This is a genomic window from Micromonospora sp. GCM10011542 (assembly GCF_042650685.1).
Classification (GTDB): domain Bacteria; phylum Actinomycetota; class Actinomycetes; order Mycobacteriales; family Micromonosporaceae; genus Micromonospora.
In genome coordinates this window covers 134295-160234 of the sequence record NZ_JBHSBO010000067.1, presented here as the reverse complement: position 1 = coordinate 160234, position 25940 = coordinate 134295, and the positions used below count along the sequence as shown (strand labels likewise).

Below are 25940 nucleotides of genomic sequence, written 5' to 3'. Positions count from 1 at the left end.
GTGGCGTCCGCCGCGTCGCGTGGCAACCTGTCGTACTCCTCGGGCAGGATGCAGGTCATGCGCCCCGACCGTGATGCCCACCCGACCCGAGTCGCCCGATGACCGACGCCGGCACCGAGCGCCCTGGCGAGGTGGTCGGCCGGGTGCTGGGCACCGCCGACGCCACGCCGCTGCAGTTCTGGACGGCCGTGGCACCGGGCAGCTACCTGCAACTCGACGACGTGGTGGTCACCCGGCGTGAGCTGCCCGACCGCGAGCCGGTGACGATCGCCGGGGTGGTCACCCAGGTCCGGGCCCGGCACGAGGGCGCCCAGTTCGAGTCCGACGTCTTCGCCATCGCCGATGGCACCCTGCCCGCGCAGGTGCAGGAGGCGGCCGAGGTCACCACCACCCGTGTCGACCCGGAGTTCTACGTGCCGCCGACCCCCGGTGCCGTGGTGCACCGCGCCGAGGGCGACGCGCGGGCCCGGGCGCTGCACTTCGACCGGATGGAGCGGCGCATCCCGATGGGGATGGGTCGCGACGGGGTGCCGGTCTACCTCAACGCCGACTTCCTCGACGGCAGCCGGGGCGCGCACGTCTCCATCTCCGGGATCTCCGGCGTCGCCACCAAGACGAGCTTCGCCACCTTCCTGCTCTACTCGGTGTTCCGCTCCGGGGTGCTGGGCGGCGACGCGGTCAACGCCAAGGCGCTGATCTTCAACGTCAAGGGCGAGGACCTGCTCTTCCTCGACCACCCCAACACCCGGCTCGACGAGCCCACCAGGGCGGCGTACGCGAAGCTCGGGCTGACCGCCGGCGCCTTCCCCGACGTGCGGGTCTACGCCCCGCCGCGGGTCGGCGACCCGTCCGGCACACCCGACGTGAGCAGCCGGCTCACCGGCGTGGACAGCTTCTATTGGACGCTGAGCGAGTTCTGCGCCGACCGGCTGCTCCCCTACGTCTTCGCCGACGCCGACGACGAGCGCCAGCAGTACACGATGGTGGTCCACTCGGTCGCCGCGCACCTGGCCCGCCACGCCCAGCCGGCCGACGGCGGGGTGAGCATCGACGGGGTCCGGCTCGGCTCCTACGCCGACCTGGTCGATCACGTCGTCGAGCAGCTCAACGACGACGAGACCCGCTCCGACTGGGCCGGCAGCGCGGTCGGCCTGGGCACCGTCAACGCGTTCGCCCGGCGGTTGATCGGCAGCAAGAAGGACCTCGGCCGGCTCATCCGTGGCGACCTGGCCACCCGCCGCCCGCACTCGATCAACACCAGCGAGTCGGCCCAGGTGACCGTGGTCGACCTGCACAACCTGCCGGACCGGGCGCAGCGGTTCGTGGTCGGCGTGACGCTCAAGAGCGAGTTCGAGCGCAAGGAGAAGGCCGGCACCGCCAAGCCGCTGCTCTTCGTGGTGCTCGACGAGCTCAACAAGTACGCCCCCCGGGAGGGCTCCTCGCCGATCAAGGAGGTGCTGCTCGACATCGCCGAGCGGGGCCGCTCGCTCGGCGTGATCCTGGTCGGCGCGCAGCAGACGGCGAGCGAGGTGGAGCGGCGGATCGTCACCAACTCGGCGATCCGCGTGGTCGGCCGGCTCGACCCGGCCGAGGCGTCCCGTCCGGAGTACGGCTTCCTCCCGCCGGCGCAGCGGCAGCGGGCGCTGCTGGCCAAGCCGGGCACCATGTTCGTCAACCAGCCGGACATCCCGGTGCCGCTCTGCCTGGAGTTCCCGTTCCCGGCCTGGGCCACCCGGGTCTCCGAGGCCGGTCGCGCCCCGTCGGAGACGCTGCGCTCGATCACCCAGTCCGCCGACCCGTTCGCCGTGGTGGGTTCCGGCGGCGGCACCGACGACGACATCCCGTTCTAGGGCGGCGCCGGTGAGCGCGAGGAGTGAGCTTGCGAGCCCCGCAGTCGCGAACGAAAGGCTGGCACGGTGAAGATCCTGCACACCTCGGACTGGCACGTCGGCAAGGTGCTCAAGGGGCAGTCCCGCGCCGAGGAGCACAAGGCCGTGCTGGCCGGGGTGATCGACATCGCCCGGGCCGAGCAGCCCGACCTGGTCATCGTCGCCGGTGACCTCTACGACACCGCCGCGCCCACCTCGGAGGCGACCCGGCTGGTCACCCGGGCGTTGACCGCGCTTCGGCGTACCGGCGCGGACGTGGTGGCCATCGGCGGCAACCACGACAACGGCCCGGCGCTGGACGCGCTGCGCCCGTGGGCCGAGGCCGCCGGCATCACCCTGCGCGGCGGGGTCCGGGAGAACCCCGACGAGCACGTCATCGACGGGGTCACCGCCGACGGCGAGCGCTGGCAGTTGGCGGCGCTGCCGTTCCTCTCCCAGCGGTACGCGGTGCGCGCGGTGGAGATGTACGAGCTGACCGCCGCCGAGGCCAACCAGACCTACGCCGACCACCTGGGTCGGGTGCTGGGCCGGTTGACCGAGGGCTTCACCGAACCGGACCGGGTGCACCTGGTGACCGCGCACCTCACGGTGACCGGCGCGACCACCGGCGGCGGTGAGCGGGACGCGCACACCGTCCTCGGCTACGCCGTGCCGGCCACCGTCTTCCCGGCCACCGCGCACTACGTGGCGCTCGGTCACCTGCACCGGGCGCAGCGGGTGATCGGGCCCTGCCCGGTGCGCTACAGCGGCAGCCCGCTCGCGGTCGACTTCGGCGAGCAGGAGAACGTCCCGTCAGTGACGATGGTCGAGGTGACCGCCAGCACCGCCGCCCGGGTCCGGGAGGTGCCGGTGACCGCGGCCAGCGCGCTGCGCACGGTGCGGGGCACCCTGGCCCAGCTCGCCGAGGTCGAGGCGCCGGACGCCTGGCTGCGGGTGTACGTGCGCGAGCAGCCCCGCGCCGGCCTGCGCGAGGAGGTGCAGGAGCTGCTTCCCCGGGCGCTGGAGATCCGGATCGACCCGGAGCTGATCGCCGCTCCCGGCAGCGGCACCCGCGTCGCGCAACGCTCCGGGCGCTCGCCGCGTGAGCTGTTCGCCGACTACCTGGACAGCCGTGGCCACGCCGACGAGGGCGTACGGGAGCTCTTCGACGAGCTCTTCGAGGAGGTCGAGCACTGATGCGGCCGATGCGACTGGACATGGCCGGGTTCACCGTCTTCCGCGACGACACCACCGTCGACTTCACCGACGCCGACTTCTTCGCGCTGATCGGCCCGACCGGCTCGGGCAAGTCCACCGTGCTGGACGCCATCTGCTTCGCGCTCTACGGCACCGTGCCGCGGTGGGGTGGCACGCGTGGGCTGGCCAACGCCCTGGCGCCGTCGGCGACCGAGGCGCGGGTGCGGCTGGTCTTCGAGTCCGGCGGGGCCCGCTACGTGGCCACCCGGGTGGTCCGCCGCGACGGCCGGGGCAACGTCAAGACCGCCAACGCCGGGTTGCAGCTGATGCCGGCCGGCTTCGACGTGACCAAGCTGGACACCGGGCTGAGCCCGGACGACCTCGGCGAGGTGGTCGCCGGCACGCCCGCCGAGATGGAGCAGGCGGTGCTGGACGCGGTCGGGCTGCCGTACGAGCAGTTCACGAGCTGCGTGGTGCTGCCGCAGGGGCAGTTCGCCGACTTCCTGCACGCCAAGCCGGCCACCCGGCAGCAGATCCTGGTCAACCTGCTCGGTCTCGGCGTCTACGAGGACGTGCAGAAGCGGGCGACGGCGCGCGCGACGGCGGCCGAGGCGAAGCTGGAGGCGGTCGACCAGTTGCTCGCCGGGCTCGCCGACGTCGACGACGCGGCGCTGGCCGAGGCGGACTCCCGGGTCGAGCGGATGACCGTGCTGGCCGCCGAGGTGTCGGCGGCCATGCCGGAGCTGGCGGCGGCGCGGCTCACGGCGCGCGAGGCGTCGGCCGCGCTGGCGGCGCTGGACGACGAGCTGGCGGTGCTGGCGGCGGTGCGGGCACCGGACGGGGTCGCCGAGGTGGCCCGGGCGGTGAGCGCGGCGCGGGCCGACGCCGAGGCGGCGACCAGCGCGGTGTCGCTGGCGGAGGAGCGCGAGGAGAAGCTGCGCGGCGAGCTGACCGGGGCCGGGGACGAGAGCGCGCTGCGGCTGCTGCTGCGGGCGTACGACGATCGGGATCGACTGACCGACGAGGCCGGGACGGTCCGCGCGGCGGTGGCGGCGGCGGACGCCGAGCACGCCACGGCGGTGGCCGCGCTGGCCGCCGCCCGCGCGGACGCCGAGCGGGCCGAGGCCGAGCTGGAGGCGGCCTTCCGGGCGCACGAGGAGGCCAAGGCCACCGACCTGGCGGTCAGCCTGCGCGCGCACCTGCACGCGGGGGCACCCTGTCCGGTCTGCGAGCAGCCGGTGCCGGCGGTGCCGGCGGTGCCGGTCGACTCGGCGGTGGCCGCCGCCACGGCGGCCGGCAAGGCCGCCCGCGCCGCCACCAAGGCCGCCCAGGCGCTGGTGCAGGAGCGCGACGCCGCGGCCCGCGACCTGGAGCGGGTGCTCGTGCAGGCACGCGCCCGGCAGGAGCAGCTGGACGCCCGGCTGGCGGAGTTGGCTGGGCAGCTCGCCGGCGCGGCAGAGCCTGCGGTGCTGCGGCGGGAGCTCGCCGAGCACGCCCGGCTGCGGCGCGCGCTGGACGAGGCGGCGAGCGCGGTGCGGGCCGGCCGGGAGGCCGCGCGGCGGGCCCGCGGTGTGGTGGACGCCGCCGAGGAGCGGCTGCGGGCGGCCTGGCGGGGCTTCGACACCACCCGTGACGGGCTGGGGCGGTTCGGTCCGCCCGGCACCGACCGCGACGACGTGGCCGCCGCTTGGGCGACGCTGACCGGCTGGGCGGCGGACGAGGCGCAGCGCCGGCGCACCGACCGTGACGTCCGGGCCGGCGCGGTCGCGGAGGCCGAGGCGGTCGCGGCCGAGGTGCAGCGCCGGATCGCCGGCATCTTCGCCGCCGCCGACGTGCCGGTCGGGGACGACCCGGTGCACGCCGCCACCGTCGCGGTGGAGCGGGCCGAGGCTGACCGACGGCGGCTGCGGGAGCGCCGCGAGCAGGCCGGGACGCTGCGCGAGCAGCGCGCCGGGCACGAGCGGGAGGCGCAGGTGGCCCGGGCGCTGGCCGGGCACCTGCGGGCCAACAACTTCGAGCGGTGGCTGCTGGCCGAGGCACTGGACCTGCTGGTCGACGGGGCGTCCGGGATCCTGCGGGAGCTCTCCGGCGGCCAGTACGAGCTGGTGCACGACAAGGGCGAGTTCTTCGTGGTCGACCACCACGACGCCGGGCTGCGGCGCGGGGTGCGCACCCTCTCCGGCGGCGAGACGTTCCAGGCGTCGCTGGCGTTGGCGTTGGCGCTCTCGGAGCAGCTCGCCGGGATGTCGACCACCGCGGCGAGCCTGGAGTCGATCGTGCTGGACGAGGGCTTCGGGACGCTCGACGCGGCCACCCTGGACACGGTGGCGGCGACCCTGGAGAACCTGGCCGCCCGCGGCGACCGCATGGTCGGCGTGGTCACCCACGTGTCGGCGCTGGCCGAACGCATCCCGGTCCGTTTCGAGGTCCGCAAGGACGCCCGCTCGGCCCGCATCGAACGGACCGGCCGGTGAGCGCGAGGAGTGCAGCGCAGCGGAGCCCTGCAGTCGCGAACGAAAAGGCGGCACGGTGAGCGCGAGGAGTGCAGCGCAGCGGAGCCCCGCAGTCGCGAACGAGAGGACGCCCCGGTGAGCGACCCCGCGTTCTTCGTCGACGCGTGGGATCCCGCGTACGGTGCGTCGTTCGAGGCGTCCGCGGCTGGTCCGGCGGCGCCGAGCAGCGCGCAGGTCGACGCGGACGTGGAGCTGCCCGCGGTGGACTGGCGGGCGATCGGGGTCCGCCCGGGGGTGCGGGCGCCGGACGTGGTGCTGCTGGTCGACGGGGTACGCCGGATCGACGCGAGCATCTGGACGGCGGAGTCCGACGGGGGTTCCTTCCCGGGGCTGGCTGCCTCCTACGCGGCGGGGGTGGTCCGCTGCGATCTGGGCCGGGGGGCGGCGCAGTTGGCCGGGACCCGGGTCGCCCGGGGGCTGTTCACCGCGAGCCCGTCGGCGCAGGACGTGGTGGCCGGGTCGATCAGCTATCCGGTGCACCGGGTGGGTGGCACCGGCGAGCTGGCCAAGCTGCCGGCCGCGGTGCAGGGGCCGTTGACCGCGCTGGAGGTGGCGGTCTCCGATGCCGCGCGGGTCGACGGTGACCTGCTGGTGGTGGACGGCCCGCTGCGCAGCCGCCGGCAGTTGCCGCGCACCCTCGGCTACATCAAGACCCAGCACAGCCAGTATCTCGACGCTCGGCTGACCGCGGTGGTGACCGGGCTGGCGCCGGGTGAGCGTTCGCCGGTGTTCCGGTTGGGCACGGCGTGGGGCGGCTGGTCGTGGTACCTGCGGCTGCCGGTGGCGGTGGGCGCGCCCTGGGCCGGCATCGTCCGGGTGGAGTGCTCCGCCGAGATGCCGGTGGAGGGGGCGATCGAGCTGGCCGACCTGTCGTTGGTCACTCTGCCCCGGTTCGCGTCGACCCCGTACAAGGACCCGCGCGCCCCGCAGAACCTGATCCCGATCGCCGGTCTGGAGCGGCGGCTGCGGGCGCTGCTGGGCGACGCCCGGCTGCTGCACCGCGCGCTGACCGCCGCCGCCCGCGCCGCGGCCCGCTGACCGGGGGCGTCGATGGGACGTAAGCGGGCCGGGGACCGGCTGGTCGAGCAGGTGGACACCGGGCAGGCGGAGCTTCTGCCGGACCCGGACCGGCCCGGCTCGTGGACGCTGCTGCTCGACGGCGCGCCCCAGTCGCACGTCGACCTGACCGACCCGACCCACCTGGAGTTCGAGTACGTCCGGCGGCTGGCCGCGGCGATCGACCTGATCGCGCCGCCCGGTACGCCGCTGCGGGTGCTGCACCTCGGCGGCGGCGCGCTCACGCTGCCGCGGTACGTCTCGGCAACCCGACCCGGCTCCACCCAGCGGGTGTCCGAGGTGGACGGGGCGCTGGTCGAGCTGGTGCGGCGGGTGCTGCCCTGGCCGACCGATCCTCGGCTGCGGGTCCGGGTCGCCGACGCGCGCGCCGTGCTGGCCGGAAGCCGCGACGCCAGCTACGACGTGGTGGTCGCCGACGTCTTCGCCGGCGCCCGCACCCCGGCCCACCTCACCTCGGTGGAGTACGCCGCCGAGGTGGCCCGGGTGCTCCGCCCGGCCGGCTGGTACCTGGCGAACCTCGCCGACGGCCCGCCGCTGCGGCACGCCCGCGGGCAGGTCGCCACGGTCCGGTCGGTGCTTCCCCGGGCCTGCCTGGTGGGTGACGCGGCGGTGCTGCGCGGCCGGCGGTACGGCAACCTGGTGCTGCTGGCCGGCCGGACCGACCCGCCGGTGCCCGCGCTGACCCGGCGGGCGGCCGGTGACTGGTTCCCGGGCCGGGTGGTGGCCGGCGACGAGCTGGACCGGTTCTCCGGCGGGGCGACCGTCGTGCGGGACGCGGATGCCACCGGCTCCGATCCGCCGCCGCCGGGTCTCTTCTCCGTCCGCCGCTGAGCCGCCTGGCCGCTCAGCCCGCCCGGGCCGGGCGTCACCGTGGCCGGTGCACCCTCCCCACACGCGCCTCCGGAAGTTTTTTCGCGCGTTGTTGATCCGCTGGGACCGGCGATGCGTACCACCGGGCGGCCCGCCTAGTGGGCCGATGGTGGTGGTCACGGACATCCCGGAGGTCTGCATGCATGCGGTGGCGGCCGGTTGGCATGGCGACGCGGTTCGCGCGGACTGGTTGTCCGCACGGTCGTCGTCGCGGCCGACCACGTCTGCCCGGGGGGTCGACGCACGCGCGACGCCTCGCCAGAATGGTCCGGTGACGCCGCGACCGGCGCCCGGGCGCCACCAGGCGACGTCCACCGAGGCCAGCCACTCCGACCAGTTGGTCCGGCTGCTCTACGCCGAGCACGCCGGTCCGTTGCTGATGTTCGTCATGCGGCTCACCGGTGGGGACCGGCAGCGCGCGGAGGACATCGTGCAGGAGACGCTGCTGCGGGCCTGGCGTAACGCGCACCGCCTCGGTGTGCAGGGGCAGGGTTCGCTGCGGCCGTGGCTGGTCACCGTGGCCCGCCGCATCGCCATCGACGAGCACCGCAGCGAGCAGGCCCGGCCGGCGGAGACGTACGACCGGGACCTGACCGCGTTCGCCGAGTCGGACAGCACCGACCAGGTGCTGCGCACGATGACCGTGGCGGACGCGCTGCGTACGCTCAGTCAGTCGCACCGGGAGATCCTGGTGTCGACGTACTTCCGGGGGCGGACGGTGCCGGAGGCCGCCGAGGAGTTGGGGCTTCCGCTGGGCACCGCGAAGTCGCGGGTCTACTACGCGCTGCGCGCGCTGCGCACTGCTCTGCAGGAACGGGGGGTGACGGAATGAGCCGGGCGGACCACATGGACGTCGCCGCGTACGCGCTCGGCGTGCTGGACGAGCAGGACACCGAACGGTTCGAGGAGCATCTCGCCGTCTGTTGGGCGTGCGCGGCGGAGCTGGAGACGATGGTCCCGGTGGTGGGGCTGCTCTCCGGCATCGACGGCGAGACGATGATGGCGCTGGAGCAGACCGCGACCGACCCGGCCCTGCTGGACCGGACGCTTGTCGCGGTCCGCGCCGACCGGCGGCGTACCCGGTTCCGTCAGTTGCTGGCCACCGCCGCCGCGGTGGTGGTGTTCGGGGGCCTGACCGGTTACGGGTTCGTGAGCGTGACCGACGACCAGTCGCCGGGTGTGCTCGCCGAGCCGACGGCGACCGCGCAGGCGAACGACCCGCCGACGAGTGCGCCGACCGCGCCGCCGAGCGGCCCGGGCGTCGGCGGCACCGAGGAGGAGGGGGACCAGATGGAGGCCACCGACCCCACCACCGGCGTGCAGACGACGATGTTCCTGGTCACCAGGGACTACGGCACGCGGATCAACTTCAGCCTGCGGAAACTGCCCGGCCCGCGGATCTGCCGGCTGGTGGTGGTACGCAAGAACGCGACCAGCGAGGTCATTTCGACGTGGTCGGTGCCCGACGGCGGGTACGGCACCACGAATCGCCCGCAGGGGCTGGAACTGAGCGCTTCGACGTCGGCCAAGGTCGGCGACATCAAGCAGCTCCAGGTGCAGTCGGTGGACGGCAACGGGGTGGCCAGCCCCCTGGTCACCGTGCCCATGTAGGTTCTCGCACCGAATCGGCGCCGGTCATTGCCACAATGACCGGCGCCGATCGGTGGTATCCCGAAGGGATTCCGCGCCGGGGTACACGCGTGGCGTCACGGATCGGTTCAACGATATCGCGTGAAATTGACCACTGTTACTCCTTCAACCTTGACAGCCCCGCTGCCGTACCTATGGGTGAACTGCCAAGAATGAGGAGGGCACGTGGCACAGATGAAGCGGACCGTCATCGTCGCGAGCGCGATGGTCGCACTAACGGCCTGCGCTCCCGCAGGTTACGACGGGGCGAACACGAGCGCGGCCGAGCCGGTCGCCGTCGCCGCGGCCGAACCCACCGCGTCGGCTGAACCCGAGGCCTCGGCCTCCGCGGAGGCTCCGGCCGCCGACGCGCCGCCGCCCGCGGACGTCGACCTGACCGAGCAGTTGATCGCCAAGAAGGTCGCCCGGATGGGCAACGTGGTCACCGACCAGGACGGCTGGATCCTGTACCGCTTCGACAAGGACACCGCCGACCCGCCCTCGTCGAACTGCGTCGAGAAGTGCGCCCAGGTGTGGCCGCCGGCGCTGACCGACGGCAACCCGCAGCTCAACGGGCTCTCCGACGACAAGGTCGGCAGCGTGACCCGGCAGGACGGCACCCGCCAGCTCACCATCGGCGGCTGGCCGGTGTACCGCTACATCGGTGACAAGAAGCCGGGCCAGTGGAAGGGCCAGGGCGTCGGCGGCACCTGGTTCGTGGTCGCGCCGGACGGCAAGAAGAACCTGACCTGCCTGCCGACCAGCACGCCGAAGCCCGTCGCCCCGCCGGCGGACAGCGGATCGAACGACGCGGGCGGCTCGGGCTACTCGTACTAGTTCCGCCGTCGGCACGGACACGGTGGCCGGTCGCAGCCGGGGAGGGCGCGGCCGGTCACCGTCATGTGAGCAACGACGGCCTCAGCCCTTCTCCCAGGGGCTGGGCACCGGGTAGTAGGTGTCCAGGAAGGGCGTCAGGATCGTCAACTGCCGGGCCAGGTCCTCCTCGGTGGAGAAGGCGTCGTTCAGGCAGAAGACGTGCCGGTCCCGGCGGGCCAGCAGGTGCGCCAGCCGTGCGGGAGTGTCCGGATGCGACAACTCCGCGATGGTGTACTCCAGGTCCCCCGGCACCGCCCGGCCGGTGTGGAACGCGTAGTAGTGGTGCAGCGACGAGGCGATCGAGATGTCCGTCATGCTGCGGAACCGGCTCTCCGCCGTCCGACGGTGCGCGTCGGGGAACTCCCGCTCGATCTCCCAGAGCACGCTGCGTCGCAGCGCGTGCGGCATGTGCTTCATCTTCCGGCTGAGCACCGTGCCGAACCGCTCAGCGATGAGCGCCCGGTTGTTCTTCCCCGCCGCGGACGACGGGATGTCCTCGGCGGTCGCGGTGCCCGGCGGCACCAACGCTGGCGACGGGAAGAACCGGGAGATCCCGTTGGCGAGGAAGAAGTCCCCGGGCAGCACGTCGGTGCCGAGGAACACGTCGTCGTTGAAGTACAGGAAGTGCTCGGAGAGCCCCTCGATGTGGTGCAACTGGCTCTCGATGGCGTGCGAGTTGTAGGTCGGCAGCACCGACGGGTCTGCGAAGATCTCCCGGTGGCTGACCACCCGGATCCCCGGTGCGGACCGGTCCAGCCAGGGCGGCACCTGATCGTCCGTCACCAGGTAGATGTGGCGTACCCACGGCGCGAACAGGTGCACCGACCGCAACGAGTAGCGCAGCTCGTCGCGGCTGAGGAACCGTGCCGCGCTCGCCGACTCGGCGTGGTACGGGATCCCGGTCACCTCGGCGCGGCGGCGCAGCCAGTCCGGATCGGTGCCGTCCACCCAGGTGTAGACCACGTCGACCGGGAAGGTGACGTCTCCGGGAAGCCGCCCCGCGAACTCCGGACGGGTGCGGGCGGTGGCGGGAGAGGTCGCCGGCACCAGGCCGGTGAAGACCGACTCGGACGCGAGAACGCTCGGTCCCGTCGCCGCCACCTGCTCGGCCACCGGGTTGCGTCGGGGCGCGACGAGCGCATCGCCATGCCGGGTCCAGAACTCGACGTCGCAACCGTACGCCTGACCCAGCACCAGCCGCTGGCGGGGATCCGTCCAGTACCAGGTCAGCCGCACCACCGGGGCGTCACCGAGGCGGCGCCACACCGGCGGTTCGAAGCCTGGAGCCGGTGGTCGGGCGGGCTGCTGCTCACCACGCCGCAGCTGGGCGACGTAGCCGGGCACCCGTCCGCAGGCGACCGCGAGCGCCGCGTACACCCGCTCCCGGTCGTCGGCGTCGACGGCGACGACCGAGGAACGGTCCGACCCGCCCCGGGCACGGAAGTACGGCACCCCCGCCTCGTCCAGCGCCGCCGTGACCGCCGACAGGTTCTCCGCGCGGGCCTGGCCGGGCGTGATGTCGGCCCGGACCCGGGCGACCCTGGGGCCCCGATCCGCCGTGACCACCGCCCGGTCGCCGCCGGCCAGCAGCTCCGGCTGCCGGCGCGCGAGCCACTCCCCCCGGCGGCCCATCAGCTGGCCGTCGACGGACGCCCGGGCCACCCACTGCTTCAACTGGTGCCGGGTGTGCGGACTGACCTTCTTCGCGATGGCCCGGCGCGTCTGCGGGCTCAGCACCCGGCGGTAGACGCCGACCAGCCGCGACGGTTCGGCGACCGCTCGTGGGATGTCCGACCGCCCCTGCCCCGGCTCGCTCACCCTGGTCCCCTCCTCGGGTTCGCCGCTACGGCCGGTCGATGACCACGAGCGACAGCTCGCTGTCGATCGTGTAGTAGGGCCGTACCCGCACCGTAGCCGCAGGGTCCTCCTCCACCAGGGCCAGGTCCACCTCGTCGGGCAGGTAGATCTCCGGATAGGTGTAGACACGCTTCTTGTCGACGACGTCGTCGACAAACCGCCCCAGCCGGACCTCCTCGAGGCCGCCCGGCCGCGGGAAGAAGATGTCCCAGTCCTCGTACCGGCCGAGCCGGAGTTCGGCGAGCGTCGCCAGCGGCACCACCAGGGTCGGGCTCCCGTCGGCCGCCGCCACGACGGGCACGGCGAGTGAGTCCGTCCGGTCGCCTCGACGACGGAGGACCGCGGTGTCCGGCGCACCCGGCCCGTACCACGTGAGGCCGACCAGGACGGCCTCGCCGTCGAGGGTGACCCGACGGACCTCGGCATGGGCGGCACGTACCCAGCTCCGCACGGCGAGGAAGCCGTCGGCGGTGCGGTACGGCACATGCGCCCGCACCCCGGACGGACTTCCGGCGAACCCGTCGTCCGGCCCGCCCGCGAGGACCCGACTGTCGAGCCGCTGCGGGCGCAGCCGGCGCCGGACGCCCTTCCCATCCGCCAGTTGGACGTTCCACCGGCCCTCGGGGAGGGCGGCCGCGTCGAGCGTGCCCACGTGCCGGAGCCCGTCGACCGATGGGACGAGGGCCACCTCGACGACCTCGCGGGTGTCGCGGTTGCGCAGTACGAGGGACCCGCCGCCGGCGCAGAGCGCCGCGTCGACGGACCACTGCAGCCCCAGGTCCGGCAGCACCAGGCAGTCCGCGACCAGGCCGTCGGTCGGAGCCGAGACCCGCCGCCGGATCGCCTGCTGCAACCGGGTGCTGGTGCCGCGCGCCCGCCGCACCCGGCCCAGCCGTACGAGTGCCCCCATGCTCGCCCGCCGGGCGAGGTCGTTCCCCGCGATACCGCGCAGCAGCGGATCGGCCAACGCCCGAACCAGGTCCGGCTCGCGGAGCAGCTCGCCGCCCCGGGCGAGGACCGACCGGGTCACTCCGACCCTCGGGATCCGGCGTGCGCTCCGGCGGGGCGGCGGCGTCCCGGCACGACGGGTGGCCAGCACGCCCGCGCAGTCCCGAGCGAACTGGGCGGCCAGGTGGGCCGGATCGAAGCGGACGGAGTTGGCCAGGGCCATCTTGGCCATGCGGGCGCGCAGGGCGTCGTCGCGCATCAGGGTTCGCAGCGCGGCGGCGTACGCGTCGAGGTCGTCGCTGGGCACCAGCAGGCCGTCCTCGCCGTCCTCGATGATCTCGCGGGGACCCACCGGGCAGTCGGTGCTGACGACCGGCAGCCCGAGACGCATGGCCTCGACGATCGTCATGCCGAACGACTCGCGCTCGGAGGAGACGGCGGCGATGGCGCCCTTCACCCACTCCGTCGACATGTCGTCCCGGCGGCCCATGAGGTGGACGCGGTCGTAGACGCCGAGCTCGCGGATCAACACGGCGAGCGCGGTCCGTTGCTCGCCGTCGCCGTAGATCCGCAACGTCCACTCCGGACAATCCGCGGCAGCCCGGGCGAAGGCGGTGATCAGCCGGTCGTAGCGCTTGATCGGGTCGAGCCGGCCAGCCGCCATCACGATCCTGCCCCGCCCGTCCGCGGCCGGGACCTCCGGTGGTGGGGAGCTGTTGGGCAGGACCTCGATCCGGGTTCCCGGCACCGGGTTGCCGAGGCGGAAGGCCTCCGCGTCCGCACCCGTCACGGTGTACGCCAGGTCGATCCGCGGGTAGTGCCGGCGGATCTCGGCCTTCAGCCCGTCGTCGATCAGGTCCTGCGTCATGTGTTCCTGCGCGACCCGCACGGCGTGGTCCGGGGCGTACCGGGCGACGGCGATGTTGAGCCCCGGACGGGTGCCCACGACGACATCCGCGTCGGTGGACCGGAGGTACTCGACCAGCCGCTCGTCCGTCAGCCGGCTGTAGTGCAGGTGGAACTCCTCGGACTCGGGGATCAGCGTCGAGGGTTCCCGGTGTCGCGGGTTGGACCGGTCGGGCCGCCGCGGCCTGGTGTCGACCAGGGGTACCACGGTGATCCGCTCGTCGACGTCGAACATGGTCCGGTCGAGCCGGCGGAACACCGAGGCCACCTCGACCTCGTGGCCGCCCTCCACCAACGCGGTGGCCAGGTTCAGCACCGCCCGGTTGGTGCCACCCACGCCGTAGAAGTTGTGGATGAGGAAGGAGAACTTCACGACCGGCCCGCCGACTCGTACGGGCTGGGCACCGGGAAGTAGGCCTCGAGGAACGGCTCCAGGATGGCCATCTGCTGCTGGAGCTGGGCGTACGTCGAGTAGGCGTCGTTGATGCAGAAGGTGTCCCAGTCCCGCCGGGCCTCGGCACGCTTGAGTCGGGCCACCAGATCCGGCACCGCGAGCTGCACGTAGCCGTAGTTCACGTGCCCTGGCAACGCGCGCCCGGTGAGGAAGGCGTAGTAGTGGTGCAGCGAGTAGGTGATCGTGAGATCGGTGGGGCTGCGGAACTTGCTGTGCACCGTCGCGGCGTGCTCCGCCGGGAACTCCCGCTCGATCTCCGCCAGGATGCTCCGCCGAAGCGGATACGGCACGTGCTGGCTGCCCTGCGTCAGGGTCCGGCCGAACCGTTCCTCGACGAGCCGCCGGTTGTTCTTGATCATCGCGTCGACAGGGCTGTCGAGACTGGTGATCGGCCCGATGGGGATGCGGTTCTGGGACAGGAAGAACTTGGTGTTGCCGTTGGCGAGGAAGAACGTCTGGGGCGCCAGCGGACGACCGAAGAACATGTCGTCGTTCAGGTAGAGGAAGTGTTCGGCGAGGCCGTCGATGTTGTGCAACTGGCTCTCGATGGCGCACGAGTTGAACGTCGGCAGCGCGCTCCGGTCCCTGAAGATCTCCTCGTGGTTGACCAGGAAGATGTTGCCGGCGCTCAGATCGAGCCAGGCCGGCCGCTGCCGGTCGGTCACGATGTAGATGTTGCGGACCCAGGGGGCGTTGAGGTGCAGCGACCGGAGGGAGTACTTCAGCTCGTCCCGGTTGATGTACCTCGAATCGCTCGCGGCCTCGGCGTGGAACGCCTCGCCCTTCTGCTCCGCCCGGCGGCGCTGCCACTCCGGGTCCGCGCCGTCCACCCAGGTGTAGACGACGTCGATGGGGAAGTCGATGTCGTCCGGAAGGGTGTGGTCGAACTCCGGGCGGGTACGGAAGCGCGGGCCGGGCCTGGCCGCGGACGCCAGCCGGGTGAAGCGCTGCTCGGCGGCCTCCACGGGCACGCCGGCCATCGAGACCGCGAACATCATCCGGTTGCGCCGCGGCGCGCGCAGCACGGCGGCCTTCCGGTCGGGTTTCCAGAACTCGACCTCGCACCCGTACGGGGCGCCGGTGACAAGCTTCTCCGTGGGATCCATCCGGAACCAGGTCACCTTGAGCGCCCGGGCGGCGTGCAGGTCCGCCCACGCCTCCGGGTCGGCCGCGTCCCGCAGGACCCCCACGATCGGCGGCCTGGGCAGTACCTGGCTCACGTAGCAGGGGTTCGCGGCGCCGAGCTTCTCGAGCGCGCCGAGGGCGGCGGTCCGATCGTCCTCGCTGACACCGACCACCGGCGTCCGGTCGTCCATGCCGCGGACGAGGAAGTGGTCCACGCCGTGCGCCTCCAGCGCCGCGGTGACCGCGCTGGCGTTCAACTGGCGGGCGAGCAGCGGGGTGAGGCCGGGATGCACGTGGGCGCGCCGGCGCCCCCCGTCTACCAGCACCTCCCGGACGTCGGTCCCGCCGGGGGGGACGGACCAGTCCGTCAACGGCTCATGGGTGGGGGGCGTGAGGGTCACGGTACTTCCTTCATCACGTTGATCGACGACGCCGCCTGCTCCACCTCGTGGGTGAGCAGTCCGCCGCCGGCGGAGACCGCCAACACGACCGGCCGGCCGGCGGAGTTGACCGAAACGGCGTGGCTACCGGCGATCGGGGTGGGTTCCCGCATCCAGGCGCCGCGGGCACGGCCGTCCAGACCCACCCAGATGACACTCGTCGCCGAGTCGTCGTCCCGGACGGCCACCAGCACCGCGCCCGCGTCCGGCACGAACCGGGCGGCGATCGGCCCCGGCCCGCCGTGCCCGCCGAGATCGACCAGGCTGGACGGGTCCCAGACCGGGCCGTCGCCGACGGTGCGGAACGACACGACCGACGCCGAATCCCGGCACCGGCAGAACAACATCCGCCCGCCGTCCGGAAGCCGCACGACGGTGGGCGGGCCCGCGGGCGCCTCGGTGGGCACCACCGCGAACTCGGCGGCGAGTTCCGCCGGGGAAACCAGCCAGCGAGCGATCCCGTGACGCGCCGCGGCGAGCACCTCGACCGACCCGTCGGGCAGGGCCACCGCGGTCAGGCCTTCCTGTGTGTCTCCACCACCGAGGTCCCGCCAGGAGGTCCAGGTCGAGCCGTCGTGGAAGCGGGCGCTCACGCCCTTGCCGGCGTTCCGGGCGAGCACCAGCAGCCGGCCTTCGGAAAGCGGCACGGCCAGCGGCATCCCGATGTTGCGCCGCTTCGCCGGCTCGCTGTGCGCGTTGGGATTGCCCAGCGACTCCCACCGCACGTCCCGGTAGTCACCCGAGGCCGGCAACAGGATCGTCCACAGGTCCCGCACGTGCCGGTTGGGATCTGCGGTCAGCCCCTGGCGTACCGCGAAGAGGCGCCAGCCGCCGTCCCCGGTCGGCACGGCGTCCACGTGCGGCAGCAGCTTGCGGCCCGGCACCCGCCGGCCCTCCGCGAACTCACCACGGCGGACTTCCCGCCAGTGCACGACCTGCCCGCCGCGCACGGCGAAGGCCGAGAGCCGACCGTCGGCCCCGGGCCGGGCCCACGAGCGCGAGCCGGGATAGCGCAGCGTGGTGCCGGAGGCGTTGCCGGAGGCGATCAGGTCGCCGCTGACCTTCCGGTCGCCCAGCCCGGCAGGATCGTCGCTCGGGCGACGGTCGGCCCAGCCGTACACGTCCTTGTAGCGCTGCTTGGCGGCACGCCCCTCCGGGCTGAGGTTGGACGGCCAGCGCCGGACGTAGTATCCGCGGAACGCCTCGACCGTCGTCATCCGGCCGCCGCCCGCGGCGAACCAGCGGGTGATCGCCTCGTGGGTGAACAGGCCCGTCGCGGTGTGGAAGCTGTGGTCGGAGTAGCCCTCCGCGTCCGCGTGCCGAGGGTTCGCGCGGTTGTGGACCTGCCGGTCCGGATCCGGGTCCATGGTCCAGAGCAGCGTCGGGGCGAAGCGGTCCAGCAGCATCACCAGCGACTCGATCAGGGTCTCCCGGGTGTAGCTGTGCACAGCTGACACCGGCGAGCCGAGCGGGATCATGGTCAGAGCCGACTCCTCCCGCCCAGCCCAGAGCCCGGGCAGCGACTCGGCGCCCGGGGCGGCGCCCGCCGGGGGCGAGCACCACAGGTTGAGCGACACCAGCCGGATGTGCGGGGCGTCGACCAGGACCGACACATCCGCCTCGGCGCCGCCGGCCAGGGTCATCACCTCCCGGCGCCACTTGGCGTCCCGGTCACCCAGCACCATGTCGGCATACGCGCAGCGCAGCCCGTTGTACCGGGCGGCCGCGAAGGCCTCGAAGTCCAGCGGTGCGGCGGCGTGTTCCGCGGTGCCCCCCGGCGCGTTGCGGCCATCCGCCTCGCCGGCGGTCAGGCAGACGGTGAGGTGCGCCTCGCTGCTGAGCAGCTGGCTCACCAGCAGGGGGTTGAGGAAGTAGAGGTCGTCGTCCTGGTGAGCCATGACGGCCATCGAACGCGCCGGGCCGACGGGCGTGGACCGGGCGCGGACGGCACCCGGAAGACCCGCGGCCCGACGGCCGAGCGCGCGTAGCGGACCGGCCCATCCCTTGTGATCAGGCATCTCGCGTCTCTCCTGCGGGGGAAGGGCCGGCTCCGGGTGGTGCACCGGTGTCGCGGTCGGACGATCGGGCGGCAGCGATGCGCATCGAGGGCAGGGTGGGCGCGTCCAGCCGGGGACCGACGCGGACTTTCGACGCGCTCGCCGGGTCCGGGCCCGTCTGAGGCCGGAGCGTGGGAGTCGTCGGAGCGTCCACCTGCCCGGCGGGCCGGGCGGCGCCACGGGCCTGCCGCCACCGGGCGGTCGCGCCCCACTCCCGCCGCTGTGCCACCACGTCGTCGGGCAGCTCGAAGGGTGCGGGGAAGGGCAGGTAGCGCGGCAGGAAATCGGCCAGCATGTTCTCCTGCTCCTCGATCGCCCGCGGATCCGAGTCGGTGTCGTTGAGGCAGAACACGTCCCGGTGGCGTCGGGCCAGCAGTTCGGCGAGGCGGGCGGGCGTGGAAGGGTGGCCGAGGTCGGTGTACTCGTACTCGATGTCGCCCGGCACCGCCTGCCCCGTCAGGTACGCCCAGTACTGGTGCAGCGACGACGGGATGGAGAGGTCGCCGTGGTGGCGGAACCGGTGCGACGCGGTCGCCGCCACGTCCGCGTGCAGCACCGCCTCGATCTGGTACATGATGCTACGCCGCAGCGAGAACGGGGTGTGCTTCATCTTCTGCGTGATCGTCACGCCGAACTGCCGCTGGATGTGCCGACGGTTGTTCTTGCCGGCGGCGTTCACCGGCGGGTCGCTCGGCGTGGCCTCGCCCAGCCCGAACTGGGCCGGTGAGGGGAAGAACTTCGCGATCCCGTTGGCGTGGAAGAAGTGGGTCGGCAGCAGCGGCCGGCCCAGGAACACGTCGTCGTTGAGGTAGAGGAAATGCTCCGCCAGCCCCTCGATGCGGTGCAGCCGGGACTCGATGGCGTGCGAGTTGAAGGACGAACACCCACCGAGGTCGGCGAAGAGTTCGGCGTGCGAGACGACGGTGACCATCGGGTGGGTCGGATCGAGCCAGCTCGGCAGCTGGCTGTCGGTGACCAGGAAGATCCGCCGCAGCCAGGGGGCGAAGCTGTGCAGCGAGCGCATCGAGTACCGCAGTTCGTCCCGATTGTGGTAGCGCGACGTGTTGGCCGCCACCGCGTGGAGCGGGCCGTCGGGGGTGCCGAACGCGGCCATCTTCCGCTTCAACCACTCCGGATCCGCCCCGTCCACCCAGGTGTAGACCGCGTCAATCGGGAAGCCCACCCGGTCCGGGGCACGGACGGTGAGATCACGGCGGGTGCCGTAGGTGTGGTCATCGGCCTCGGGGACGAAATGGCTGAGCAGCGCCGCGGCCACGCGGACCGGCCTCGCCTCGGCGGGTGCTTCGTCGATCACCGGGTTGTGCCGGGGCGCGCGGACGACGTCACCGACCCGGGTCCAGAACTCGATTTCGCAGGCGAACTCGACGCCCAGCACCACGCCCGCCCGGGCGTCGGTCACCGGGAACCAGACCTGGATGACCTCGGCCGGGGCGAGGTCCGGCTGGTTGCGCGGGGGCTGCACCTCGATGGTGCGCACGTGCGCGCCGGACAGCGCAGGCGCGGAGCTGACCAGGCGGCGCACGGCGTCGCGCCGATCGACGAGCACCGCCACGGTGCTGCGGAGATAGTCGTCGTTGCGCAGGCAGTGGTATTCGATGCCGGCCGCGTCCAGGGCGGTCGTGACGGCGGTGAGGTTCCGGTGCCACACCTCCAGCGGCGTGGCGGCCGCGACGACCTCCGCCCGGGTTCGGACGCCGCCTTCGTCGACCGTCACCCGGGACCCGATCGGGTGCACGGTGTCGCCGCCGCGCGGGCGGACGAAGACACGCACCAACCCGATTCGCCGGTGCGCGGGGAGCAGCTCGAACAGCCGGCGCCGGATCGGAGGCGGCAGGAGGCGGTAGACCCGCAGGGCGATCATGCGTCCCGCCGTCCGGATCGGACGGACACGTCGTCGGTGAGCACGGTCAGCGCCGGTCGAGCAGAGCCGACGACACCTGTCGTGACCCGCGTGAACACGTTCCATCAGCGGGCATCGCTGATCGCCCTTTCTCCGTGCATCCCCGTTGGCCACCAGCCGTGCGCCCCCTCGAAGAGTGGGCGCGATGTCACCGCGAACGAACCATGCCTGGGCCGTCGGCCGTGGCCGGGCGGTCAGGAGAGGACAATCGCGGGTTGGCGGCGACCGTCGAGACGGTAGCAGTGTGTTCACCTACCGGCCATCGATCAGACAGCAGACGGCCTTTCACGTCGCGTCGATACCTTGCCATTTCGGGCCGAAAGTCCGTTTAGCACCGAGAATCCCACCGTTCCGACGTAGCGGTGACTGCCAGTTCGGCTGATGGGCACTCACCCCTGCGCCGATGTCCGCGGAGCGCTCGCCGGACCCACCCGCCGTACTCGCTGAGCCGGAATGATGACAGAGTGGCGGGATGACCGGGATCAAGCCGACCGCACACCGGGAGCTGCGCCCGCCGGCCGACTACCGGCTGGCCGCGTCGGTGCGGGCGCTGACCTTCAGCCCGTACGATCCCTGCGTCCGGATCGCGGGCGGCGCCTTCTGGTGGGCCACCCGCACCCCGGCCGGACCGGCCACCCTGGCCCTGCGCCCGGCCGCCGGCGAACTGGTCGCCGAGGGGTACGGCCCGGGCGCCGACTGGGTGGTGGACCGCGCCGACGCGGTGGCCGGGCTGCGCGACGACCTCACCGGCTTCGCCGCGCTCGCCGCGAACCACGCGGTGGTGGCCCGGCTGGCGGCGCAGCACCGGGGGCTGCGGATGCCGGCCACCGGCCTGGTCTTCCCCCGGCTGCTGCGGGCGGTCTTCGAGCAGAAGGTGACCGGCAAGGAGGCCTACCGGGCGTACGCGGGGACGGTCCGGCACTTCGCCGAGGCCGCTCCGGGGCCGGTCCAGCTGCTGCTGCCGCCGGACCCGGCCGCCGTGGCGGCCACGCCGTACTGGGTGTTCCACCAGTTCGGGGTGGAGCAGCGCCGGGCCGAGACGCTCCGCCGGGCGGCGGCCGCCGCCGACCGGTTACAGCGGTGCGCGGACGCCGCCGAGGCCACCCGGCGGCTGACCGCGATCGCCGGCATCGGCCCGTGGACCGCCGCCGAGGTGGTCCGGGTCGCGTACGGCGACCCGGACGCGGTCAGCGTCGGCGACTACCACATCCCCAACACGGTCGCCTGGGCGCTCGCGGGCGAGCCGCGCGCCGACGACGCCCGGATGCTGGCCCTGCTGGAGCCGTTCCGCGGCCACCGGGGCCGGGTCTGTGTGCTGCTGGAGGCCGCCGGCGTCCAGGCACCGAAGTTCGGGCCCCGCGCCCCGATCCGCTCGTTCGCCCGGTTCTGAGAACCGGAAGAACCGGTCAGGCCCGGGCGCAGAGCCGGCGCAGGGTGCGACCCAACCACCAGGCGTACGCGTGCTGAAAGGCACGCCCGACGGGCCCGGCGGCGCGCATGACGAAGCGGTCCGGGCGGCTGAACGCCACCACCTCGAACCAGACGTGACCGGCGTCGTCGCGGCTGACCACGAACGCCTCCTCGCCCCGCGCGGGATGCCCGGGGAGGGTGCCGTACCCGAAGCCGGCCCGGCGCCCGTCGTCGACGGCCCAGACCACCGCGCAGGGTGCGGCCAGCCGCAGCGGTCCGATGCCCAGGCGGGAGACGACCCGCACCCCCGGCGCGGCCCGTTCGGCCTCGGCGTCCAGCCGGATCCCGGCCGCCCGGTGCAGCCGCCAGTCCAGCACGGCCGTGCCGGCCGCCCGGAAGCAGGAGTCGGGCAACCGGACCCGGTGTCGCACGTGCCGCCAGCCGGCCGGCAGCTCCCCGGTGCGGGTGGCGCCGACGTGCGGGTAGGTCAGTGCCGGCACGGTACGCACCCCCACGGGTCGACGGGACACCGACAGCGTACGGCCGGGGTGGGCGGGCCGCCGGACGCCGCCGTCGCGCGCTGTGGTGTGCTGCCACGATGAGCGTCGAGGTGACCATCGTCCCGGCCGACGTCGCCGACGCCGGTGAGATCCTCACCGTGCAGCGCGCCGCGTACGTGACCGAGGGGCAGCACTACGGCGACCCGTTCCTGCCGCCGCTGACCGAGACGCTGGACGAGGTCCGCGCCGTGCTGACCGGGCCCGCCACCGTGCTCGTCGCGCGGCTGGGGCGGCGGCTGGTCGGCTCCGTCCGGGCGCACCTGGACGGGGACACCGCGCACGTCGGGCGGCTGTCGGTCGCGCCCGACCATCAGGGGCTGGGCCTCGGCGGGCGGCTGCTCACCGCCGTCGAGGCGGCCTGCGCCGGTCGGGCGGCCCGGTTCACCCTGTTCACCGGCGCGGACAGCGCCCGCAACCTGCGGCTGTATGAGCGGCACGGCTACCGGATCGTGGCGCACCGGCCGGACGCGCACGGCATCCGGCTGGCGGTGCTCGAGAAGCAGGCGGTCAGCTCGGCTCGCAGCGACGCCTGAGCCCGTCGGCCTCCAGCCGCAGATAGCGGCGGACCAGATCGCCGTACAGGAAGCCGATCGGCCCGGCCAGCGGCCCGGACTGGTCGAGGACCAGCTCGACCCGGCTGCGCCCGTCGGGCAGCGGCAGCACCCGGTGCTCGCCCCGGCTGCGCACGCCGGGATTCTCGGAAACCCAGGTGAAGGCGCCCCTCGGTCAGCTCGGTGACCCGCCACACCGCCGGGCGCAGCTTCGGCTGCGTCAACCGGGCGGTCGAGCCCACCGCGAGCGGCCCCGGATCCCCGCGCTCGACCCGGCGCACCGAGGCCGTCCACTCCGGCCAGCGCTCGACGTCAACCAGCACCGCCCACACCCACTGGGCGTCGGCGACCACCTCGGTACCGGCTTCGAAGCGCATCACGTCCCCTTCCCCGCGGCGCCGCCCAGCGCCCGCCACGCCGTACTGACGACGCTGCCCGGCGAACTGTGACGACGATATCCGCCGGCCGGCCGGTCACCGCCCGGCCGCCCGGTCACCGCCGGGAGGTCAGGCGGCTTCGCGCAGGTCGGCGAGGCTCAGCGGGGTACGCCGGCGCAGCAGTTCCTCCAGCTCGGGCACCGACCCCACCTCCCCGAGCACGTTCTTGCCGCCGCCGAACCGCTCGGGGTAACGGCGGATCAGCCGGTACCGGTAGCGGCCCCGGATCAGCTCCACGCTCACCCGCCACCGCCCGCAGCAGCAACAGACCCACTCAGACACCCGGCGAAAGTAGCTCTGACCTGCGGTTATTCGATCCGCGCGGAGGGGACGATCGCAGCGGCGGCGGACACCGCGCCCGCGCGGCGGCGGTGATCTGCCTCACGGCTGTCGGTACCGTCTGATTGACTGGTCGCCGTGGACCTGCCGATCAACCCTCCGATCGAGCCGATGCTGGCCAAGAGCGTCGCCAAGCTGCCGACCGCGCCCGGGATGACCTACGAGCCCAAGTGGGACGGTTTCCGGTGCATCGTGTTCCGCGACGGCGACGAGGTCGAGCTGGCCAGCCGGGGCGGCAAGATGATGACCCGCTACTTCCCCGAGGTGGTCGAGCAGGCCCGCCGCCAACTGCCCGAGCGGTGCGCGGTCGACGGCGAGCTGATCGTGATCCGGCGCGACGGTCCGGACGGGCAGCCCCGCCTCGACTTCGAGCTGCTGGCCCAGCGCATCCATCCGGCCGCGTCCCGGGTGAAGATGCTCGCCGAGACCACGCCGGCCGACTTCGTCGCCTTCGACCTGCTGGCCATCGGCGACGAGGCACTGCTCGACCAGCCCTATCCACGGCGCCGGGAGCGGTTGACCGAGGCGCTCACCGGGGTGCGCCCACCTATGCACGTCACCCAGGTCACCACCGACCCGAAAACCGCGCAGCGCTGGTTCGACGTCTTCGAGGGCGCCGGGCTGGACGGGCTGATCGTCAAGCCGGCCGACCTGCCGTACGAGCCGGGCAAGCGGCTGATGTCCAAGGTCAAGCACGCCCGCACCGCCGACGCGGTGGTGGCCGGTTTCCGCTGGCACAAGTCCGGCCCGGTGGTCGGCTCCCTGCTGCTCGGCCTCTACGACGACGCGGGGGTGCTGCACCACGTCGGAGTGAGCGCGTCGTTCACCATGGCCCGCCGGGCCGAGCTGCTCGAGGAGCTGGCACCGTACCGGGACACCGGCGGCGAGCACCCGTGGGTGCACGGCGACCACGAGCGCGGCCAGCGCATCCCCGGCGGGGTGAGCCGGTGGACCGGCACGAAGAACCTGGAGTGGGAGCCGGTCCGCCCCGAGCTGGTCGTCGAGGTGGGCTACGACGCGATGGAGGGCGAGCGGTTCCGGCACACGGCCCAGTTCGTCCGCTGGCGCCCCGACCGCGATCCCCGTTCCTGCCGTTACGACCAGTTGGAGCGTCCGGTGCGCTTCGACGTCGACCAGGTGCTGCGCGGCGACCCGGCGGCCACCGTGGAGCGGGCCGCCGCCGGCCCGGCGTAGCCTGGCCTCGACTCGACTCCGGAGGACCACGTGACCCGCACCGCGCAACGGATCCGCCGGGTTCGTCGTACCCTCGCCGGCTTCGCCGTGGCGGCGCTGCTCACCGCCGGGTGCACGCTGCCCGCGTTCGCGCCGCGCACCGAGGTGCAGGGCGAGGCGGCGCCGGCCGGCAGCGCTCCGACCTGGCGGGCGTGCCCGGAGGTCGCCGACGAGTTGGTCGGGCGAAGCGCACCGGACATGCGCTACGAGTGCGCCCGGATCACGGTGCCGCGCGACTGGGGTGCTGGCGGCACTCCGGCGACCGCCGGCCCCGGCGCCGGGCAGACCTTCGAGATCGCCCTGCTCCGGGCCCGGTCCACCAAGCAGCGCGACCGGATCGGTTCCCTGGTGGTTAACCCGGGCGGCCCCGGCGGCTCCGGCGTGGACACCGCCGTCTACCTCTCCTTCGGCTCGGCCTTCGGCGGGCTGCCCACCGACATCACCGAACGCTTCGACATCGTCGGTTTCGACCCGCGCGGGGTGTCCCGATCCAGCCCGGTGAAGTGCATCTCCGACGCCGACCTGGACGCCAGCTTCGGCTACGACCCCGACCCGAGCAGCCAGGCCGCCTTCGACGGCTTCGTCGCGTTGAGCCAGCGGATCGGGCGCGGCTGCGGCGATCGCTACGGCGACCAGCTCCCCCTCTACGGCACCGAACAGGCCGCCCGGGACATGGACGCGGTCCGCGCCGCCGTCGGCGACGACAAGCTGACCTATCTCGGCTACTCCTACGGCACCCTGCTCGGCGCCACCTACGCGCAGCTCTATCCGCAGCGGGTGCGGGCGCTGGTGCTCGACGGCGCGGTCGACCCGCAGCAGCGCCTGGTGGCCGGCTCGGAGAGCCAGGCCCGCGGCTTCGAGCGGGCCTTCGACAACTTCACCCGATGGTGCACGGCGAACGCCGCCCGCTGCCCGATCGCCCCGGACGCCCGCGCGGCGGTCACCACGGCGATCGACAAGGCGAAGGTCTCCCCGGTACGCGGCGACGACGGGCGGGAGGCCACCGCCGGCTGGGTCTTCTACGCGGTCATCTCCTCGCTCTACACCGAGTCGGGCTGGCAGGAGCTGGCCCGGGCGATCGACCGGCTGGCCGACGGTGACCCGAAGGAGGTGTTCCGCCTCGCAGACGCGTACGCCGGCCGCGAGGACGACGGGCACTACTCGAACCTGTTCGACGCCAACCTCGCGATCAACTGCGCCGACGAGACCGAAAAGCCGAGCCGGGAGCAGATCCGCCAGTTGCAGTCACAGTGGCGCAATAAATATCCGCTGTTCGGGCCGGCGCTGGCGGTGGGGATGCTGAGCTGTGTCGAGTGGCCCGGTGGGCGCGATCCGTACCCGACCGGCCGGGCGGCCGGCGCACCGCCGATCGTGGTGGTCGGCACCACCGGTGACCCGGCGACGCCGTACGAGCAGACCCCCCGCCTCGCCTCGATGCTCGGCGTGGGCCGCGTGCTCACCTGGGAGGGCGAGGGGCACACCGCCTACCCGCAGACCTCCTGCATCACCGCGGCGGTCGACGCCTACCTGATCGACCTGACCGTTCCCAGGGAGGGGCTGCGCTGCCCGGCCCGCTGACCGGTCAGCAGGGCTCCGGCGACGGCCGTCAACCGGCGACGGTCTACTAGCATGAGCCGGCCGCGGCGCGCCACGCCGGGGCGATGACCCGTCG

Annotated in this window: 20 protein-coding genes and 1 pseudogene; 12 read left to right on the top strand and 9 right to left on the bottom strand. The window is 73.4% G+C overall.

Going from position 1 to position 25940, the window contains the following annotated elements:
* The first annotated feature begins 98 nt into the window (after window positions 1-98).
* The 8 genes from ACFOW4_RS28740 to ACFOW4_RS28705 all read left to right on the top strand — a co-directional run bounded on the left by ACFOW4_RS28740 (window position 99) and on the right by ACFOW4_RS28705 (window position 9991).
* Window positions 99-1850 (top strand): ATP-binding protein, encoded by a 1752-nt coding sequence (locus ACFOW4_RS28740; protein WP_377533423.1) that lies wholly within the window; start codon window positions 99-101, stop codon window positions 1848-1850.
* Window positions 1851-1916: 66 nt separating this feature from the next.
* Window positions 1917-3065 (top strand): exonuclease SbcCD subunit D, encoded by a 1149-nt coding sequence (locus ACFOW4_RS28735; protein ID WP_377533422.1) that lies wholly within the window; start codon window positions 1917-1919, stop codon window positions 3063-3065.
* Complete coding sequence (locus tag ACFOW4_RS28730) at window positions 3065-5539, top strand: AAA family ATPase (RefSeq protein WP_377533421.1); 2475 nt, start codon at window positions 3065-3067, stop codon at window positions 5537-5539. Before ACFOW4_RS28735 ends, ACFOW4_RS28730 begins: the two co-directional genes overlap by 1 nt.
* Window positions 5540-5653: 114 nt before the next feature.
* Window positions 5654-6616 carry a hypothetical protein gene (locus tag ACFOW4_RS28725; RefSeq protein ID WP_377533420.1) on the top strand — a complete coding sequence of 321 codons (963 nt, stop codon included), beginning with the start codon at window positions 5654-5656 and terminating at the stop codon, window positions 6614-6616.
* 12 nt (window positions 6617-6628) lie between these two features.
* On the top strand, window positions 6629-7486 hold the full coding sequence (locus tag ACFOW4_RS28720; protein WP_377533419.1) for a spermidine synthase: 858 nt from the start codon (window positions 6629-6631) through the stop codon (window positions 7484-7486).
* A gap of 178 nt (window positions 7487-7664) precedes the next feature.
* A complete protein-coding gene (locus tag ACFOW4_RS28715; protein ID WP_377533581.1) occupies window positions 7665-8357 on the top strand; it encodes a sigma-70 family RNA polymerase sigma factor in 693 nt (230 codons plus the stop codon).
* A complete protein-coding gene (locus ACFOW4_RS28710) occupies window positions 8354-9136 on the top strand; it encodes an anti-sigma factor family protein (RefSeq protein WP_377533418.1) in 783 nt (260 codons plus the stop codon). The genes ACFOW4_RS28715 and ACFOW4_RS28710 overlap by 4 nt, the downstream gene beginning before the upstream one ends.
* Before the next feature lie 204 nt (window positions 9137-9340).
* Window positions 9341-9991: a hypothetical protein gene (locus ACFOW4_RS28705; protein WP_377533417.1), complete on the top strand. Its 651-nt coding sequence runs from the start codon at window positions 9341-9343 to the stop codon at window positions 9989-9991.
* 81 nt (window positions 9992-10072) lie between these two features.
* Here ACFOW4_RS28705 and ACFOW4_RS28700 read toward each other — a convergent pair whose 3' ends face one another.
* From ACFOW4_RS28700 to ACFOW4_RS28680, 5 genes are all read right to left on the bottom strand, one after another.
* Window positions 10073-11848, bottom strand: a complete 1776-nt coding sequence (locus ACFOW4_RS28700) for a stealth conserved region 3 domain-containing protein (RefSeq protein ID WP_377533416.1) — start codon at window positions 11846-11848, stop codon at window positions 10073-10075.
* 25 nt (window positions 11849-11873) lie between these two features.
* Window positions 11874-14114, bottom strand: coding sequence for a glycosyltransferase family 4 protein (locus ACFOW4_RS28695; protein WP_377533415.1), 2241 nt, complete (start codon window positions 14112-14114; stop codon window positions 11874-11876).
* Entirely contained in the window at window positions 14111-15721 is a 1611-nt protein-coding gene (locus tag ACFOW4_RS28690) for a stealth conserved region 3 domain-containing protein (RefSeq protein WP_377533414.1), read from the bottom strand. Before ACFOW4_RS28690 ends, ACFOW4_RS28695 begins: the two co-directional genes overlap by 4 nt.
* Window positions 15718-17658: a hypothetical protein gene (locus ACFOW4_RS28685; protein ID WP_377533413.1), complete on the bottom strand. Its 1941-nt coding sequence runs from the start codon at window positions 17656-17658 to the stop codon at window positions 15718-15720. Before ACFOW4_RS28685 ends, ACFOW4_RS28690 begins: the two co-directional genes overlap by 4 nt.
* Window positions 17659-17770: 112 nt before the next feature.
* Window positions 17771-19699, bottom strand: coding sequence for a stealth family protein (locus ACFOW4_RS28680; RefSeq protein ID WP_377533412.1), 1929 nt, complete (start codon window positions 19697-19699; stop codon window positions 17771-17773).
* Between the two features lie 511 nt (window positions 19700-20210).
* Here ACFOW4_RS28680 and ACFOW4_RS28675 point away from each other — a divergent pair.
* Window positions 20211-21128 carry a DNA-3-methyladenine glycosylase family protein gene (locus ACFOW4_RS28675; protein WP_377533411.1) on the top strand — a complete coding sequence of 306 codons (918 nt, stop codon included), beginning with the start codon at window positions 20211-20213 and terminating at the stop codon, window positions 21126-21128.
* A gap of 16 nt (window positions 21129-21144) precedes the next feature.
* Here the strand turns inward: ACFOW4_RS28675 and ACFOW4_RS28670 are convergent, their stop codons facing one another.
* Window positions 21145-21678, bottom strand: coding sequence for a DUF1990 family protein (locus tag ACFOW4_RS28670; RefSeq protein ID WP_377533410.1), 534 nt, complete (start codon window positions 21676-21678; stop codon window positions 21145-21147).
* A 68-nt stretch (window positions 21679-21746) separates the two neighbouring features.
* Here ACFOW4_RS28670 and ACFOW4_RS28665 point away from each other — a divergent pair, with 68 nt between their 5' ends.
* Window positions 21747-22241, top strand: coding sequence for a GNAT family N-acetyltransferase (locus ACFOW4_RS28665; RefSeq protein ID WP_377533409.1), 495 nt, complete (start codon window positions 21747-21749; stop codon window positions 22239-22241).
* On the opposite strand, the gene ACFOW4_RS28660 is transcribed toward ACFOW4_RS28665, so the two are convergent.
* The 3 genes and pseudogenes from ACFOW4_RS28660 to ACFOW4_RS28650 form a co-directional block, all read right to left on the bottom strand.
* Window positions 22216-22395 (bottom strand): hypothetical protein, encoded by a 180-nt coding sequence (locus ACFOW4_RS28660; RefSeq protein ID WP_377533593.1) that lies wholly within the window; start codon window positions 22393-22395, stop codon window positions 22216-22218. The genes ACFOW4_RS28665 and ACFOW4_RS28660 overlap by 26 nt on opposite strands.
* A gap of 67 nt (window positions 22396-22462) precedes the next feature.
* Window positions 22463-22636 (bottom strand): annotated as a pseudogene (locus ACFOW4_RS28655) (polyketide cyclase); the annotation flags it as partial.
* Window positions 22637-22765: 129 nt separating this feature from the next.
* The gene (locus ACFOW4_RS28650) at window positions 22766-22978 is read right to left on the bottom strand and encodes a hypothetical protein (RefSeq protein WP_377533408.1); all 213 of its coding nucleotides are present in this window, start codon (window positions 22976-22978) and stop codon (window positions 22766-22768) included.
* Window positions 22979-23113: 135 nt separating this feature from the next.
* Here ACFOW4_RS28650 and ACFOW4_RS28645 point away from each other — a divergent pair, with 135 nt between their 5' ends.
* Together ACFOW4_RS28645 and ACFOW4_RS28640 are read left to right on the top strand one after the other, a co-directional pair.
* Window positions 23114-24229, top strand: a complete 1116-nt coding sequence (locus ACFOW4_RS28645) for an ATP-dependent DNA ligase (RefSeq protein ID WP_377533407.1) — start codon at window positions 23114-23116, stop codon at window positions 24227-24229.
* Between the two features lie 30 nt (window positions 24230-24259).
* Window positions 24260-25846, top strand: coding sequence for an alpha/beta hydrolase (locus tag ACFOW4_RS28640; RefSeq protein ID WP_377533406.1), 1587 nt, complete (start codon window positions 24260-24262; stop codon window positions 25844-25846).
* Window positions 25847-25940 lie beyond the last annotated feature (94 nt).

Bases quoted from the DNA above. Each gene is read 5' to 3' on its own strand.
- ACFOW4_RS28730 (WP_377533421.1), top strand. From the start codon at position 3,065: ATGCGGCCGATGCGACTGGACATGGCCGGGTTCACCGTCTTCCGCGAC.
- ACFOW4_RS28675 (WP_377533411.1), top strand. From the start codon at position 20,211: ATGACCGGGATCAAGCCGACCGCACACCGGGAGCTGCGCCCGCCGGCC.
- ACFOW4_RS28715 (WP_377533581.1), top strand. From the start codon at position 7,665: ATGCATGCGGTGGCGGCCGGTTGGCATGGCGACGCGGTTCGCGCGGAC.
- ACFOW4_RS28685 (WP_377533413.1), bottom strand. From the start codon at position 17,658: ATGGCTCACCAGGACGACGACCTCTACTTCCTCAACCCCCTGCTGGTG.
- ACFOW4_RS28665 (WP_377533409.1), top strand. From the start codon at position 21,747: ATGAGCGTCGAGGTGACCATCGTCCCGGCCGACGTCGCCGACGCCGGT.
- ACFOW4_RS28680 (WP_377533412.1), bottom strand. From the start codon at position 19,699: ATGATCGCCCTGCGGGTCTACCGCCTCCTGCCGCCTCCGATCCGGCGC.
- ACFOW4_RS28720 (WP_377533419.1), top strand. From the start codon at position 6,629: ATGGGACGTAAGCGGGCCGGGGACCGGCTGGTCGAGCAGGTGGACACC.
- ACFOW4_RS28740 (WP_377533423.1), top strand. From the start codon at position 99: ATGACCGACGCCGGCACCGAGCGCCCTGGCGAGGTGGTCGGCCGGGTG.
- ACFOW4_RS28710 (WP_377533418.1), top strand. From the start codon at position 8,354: ATGAGCCGGGCGGACCACATGGACGTCGCCGCGTACGCGCTCGGCGTG.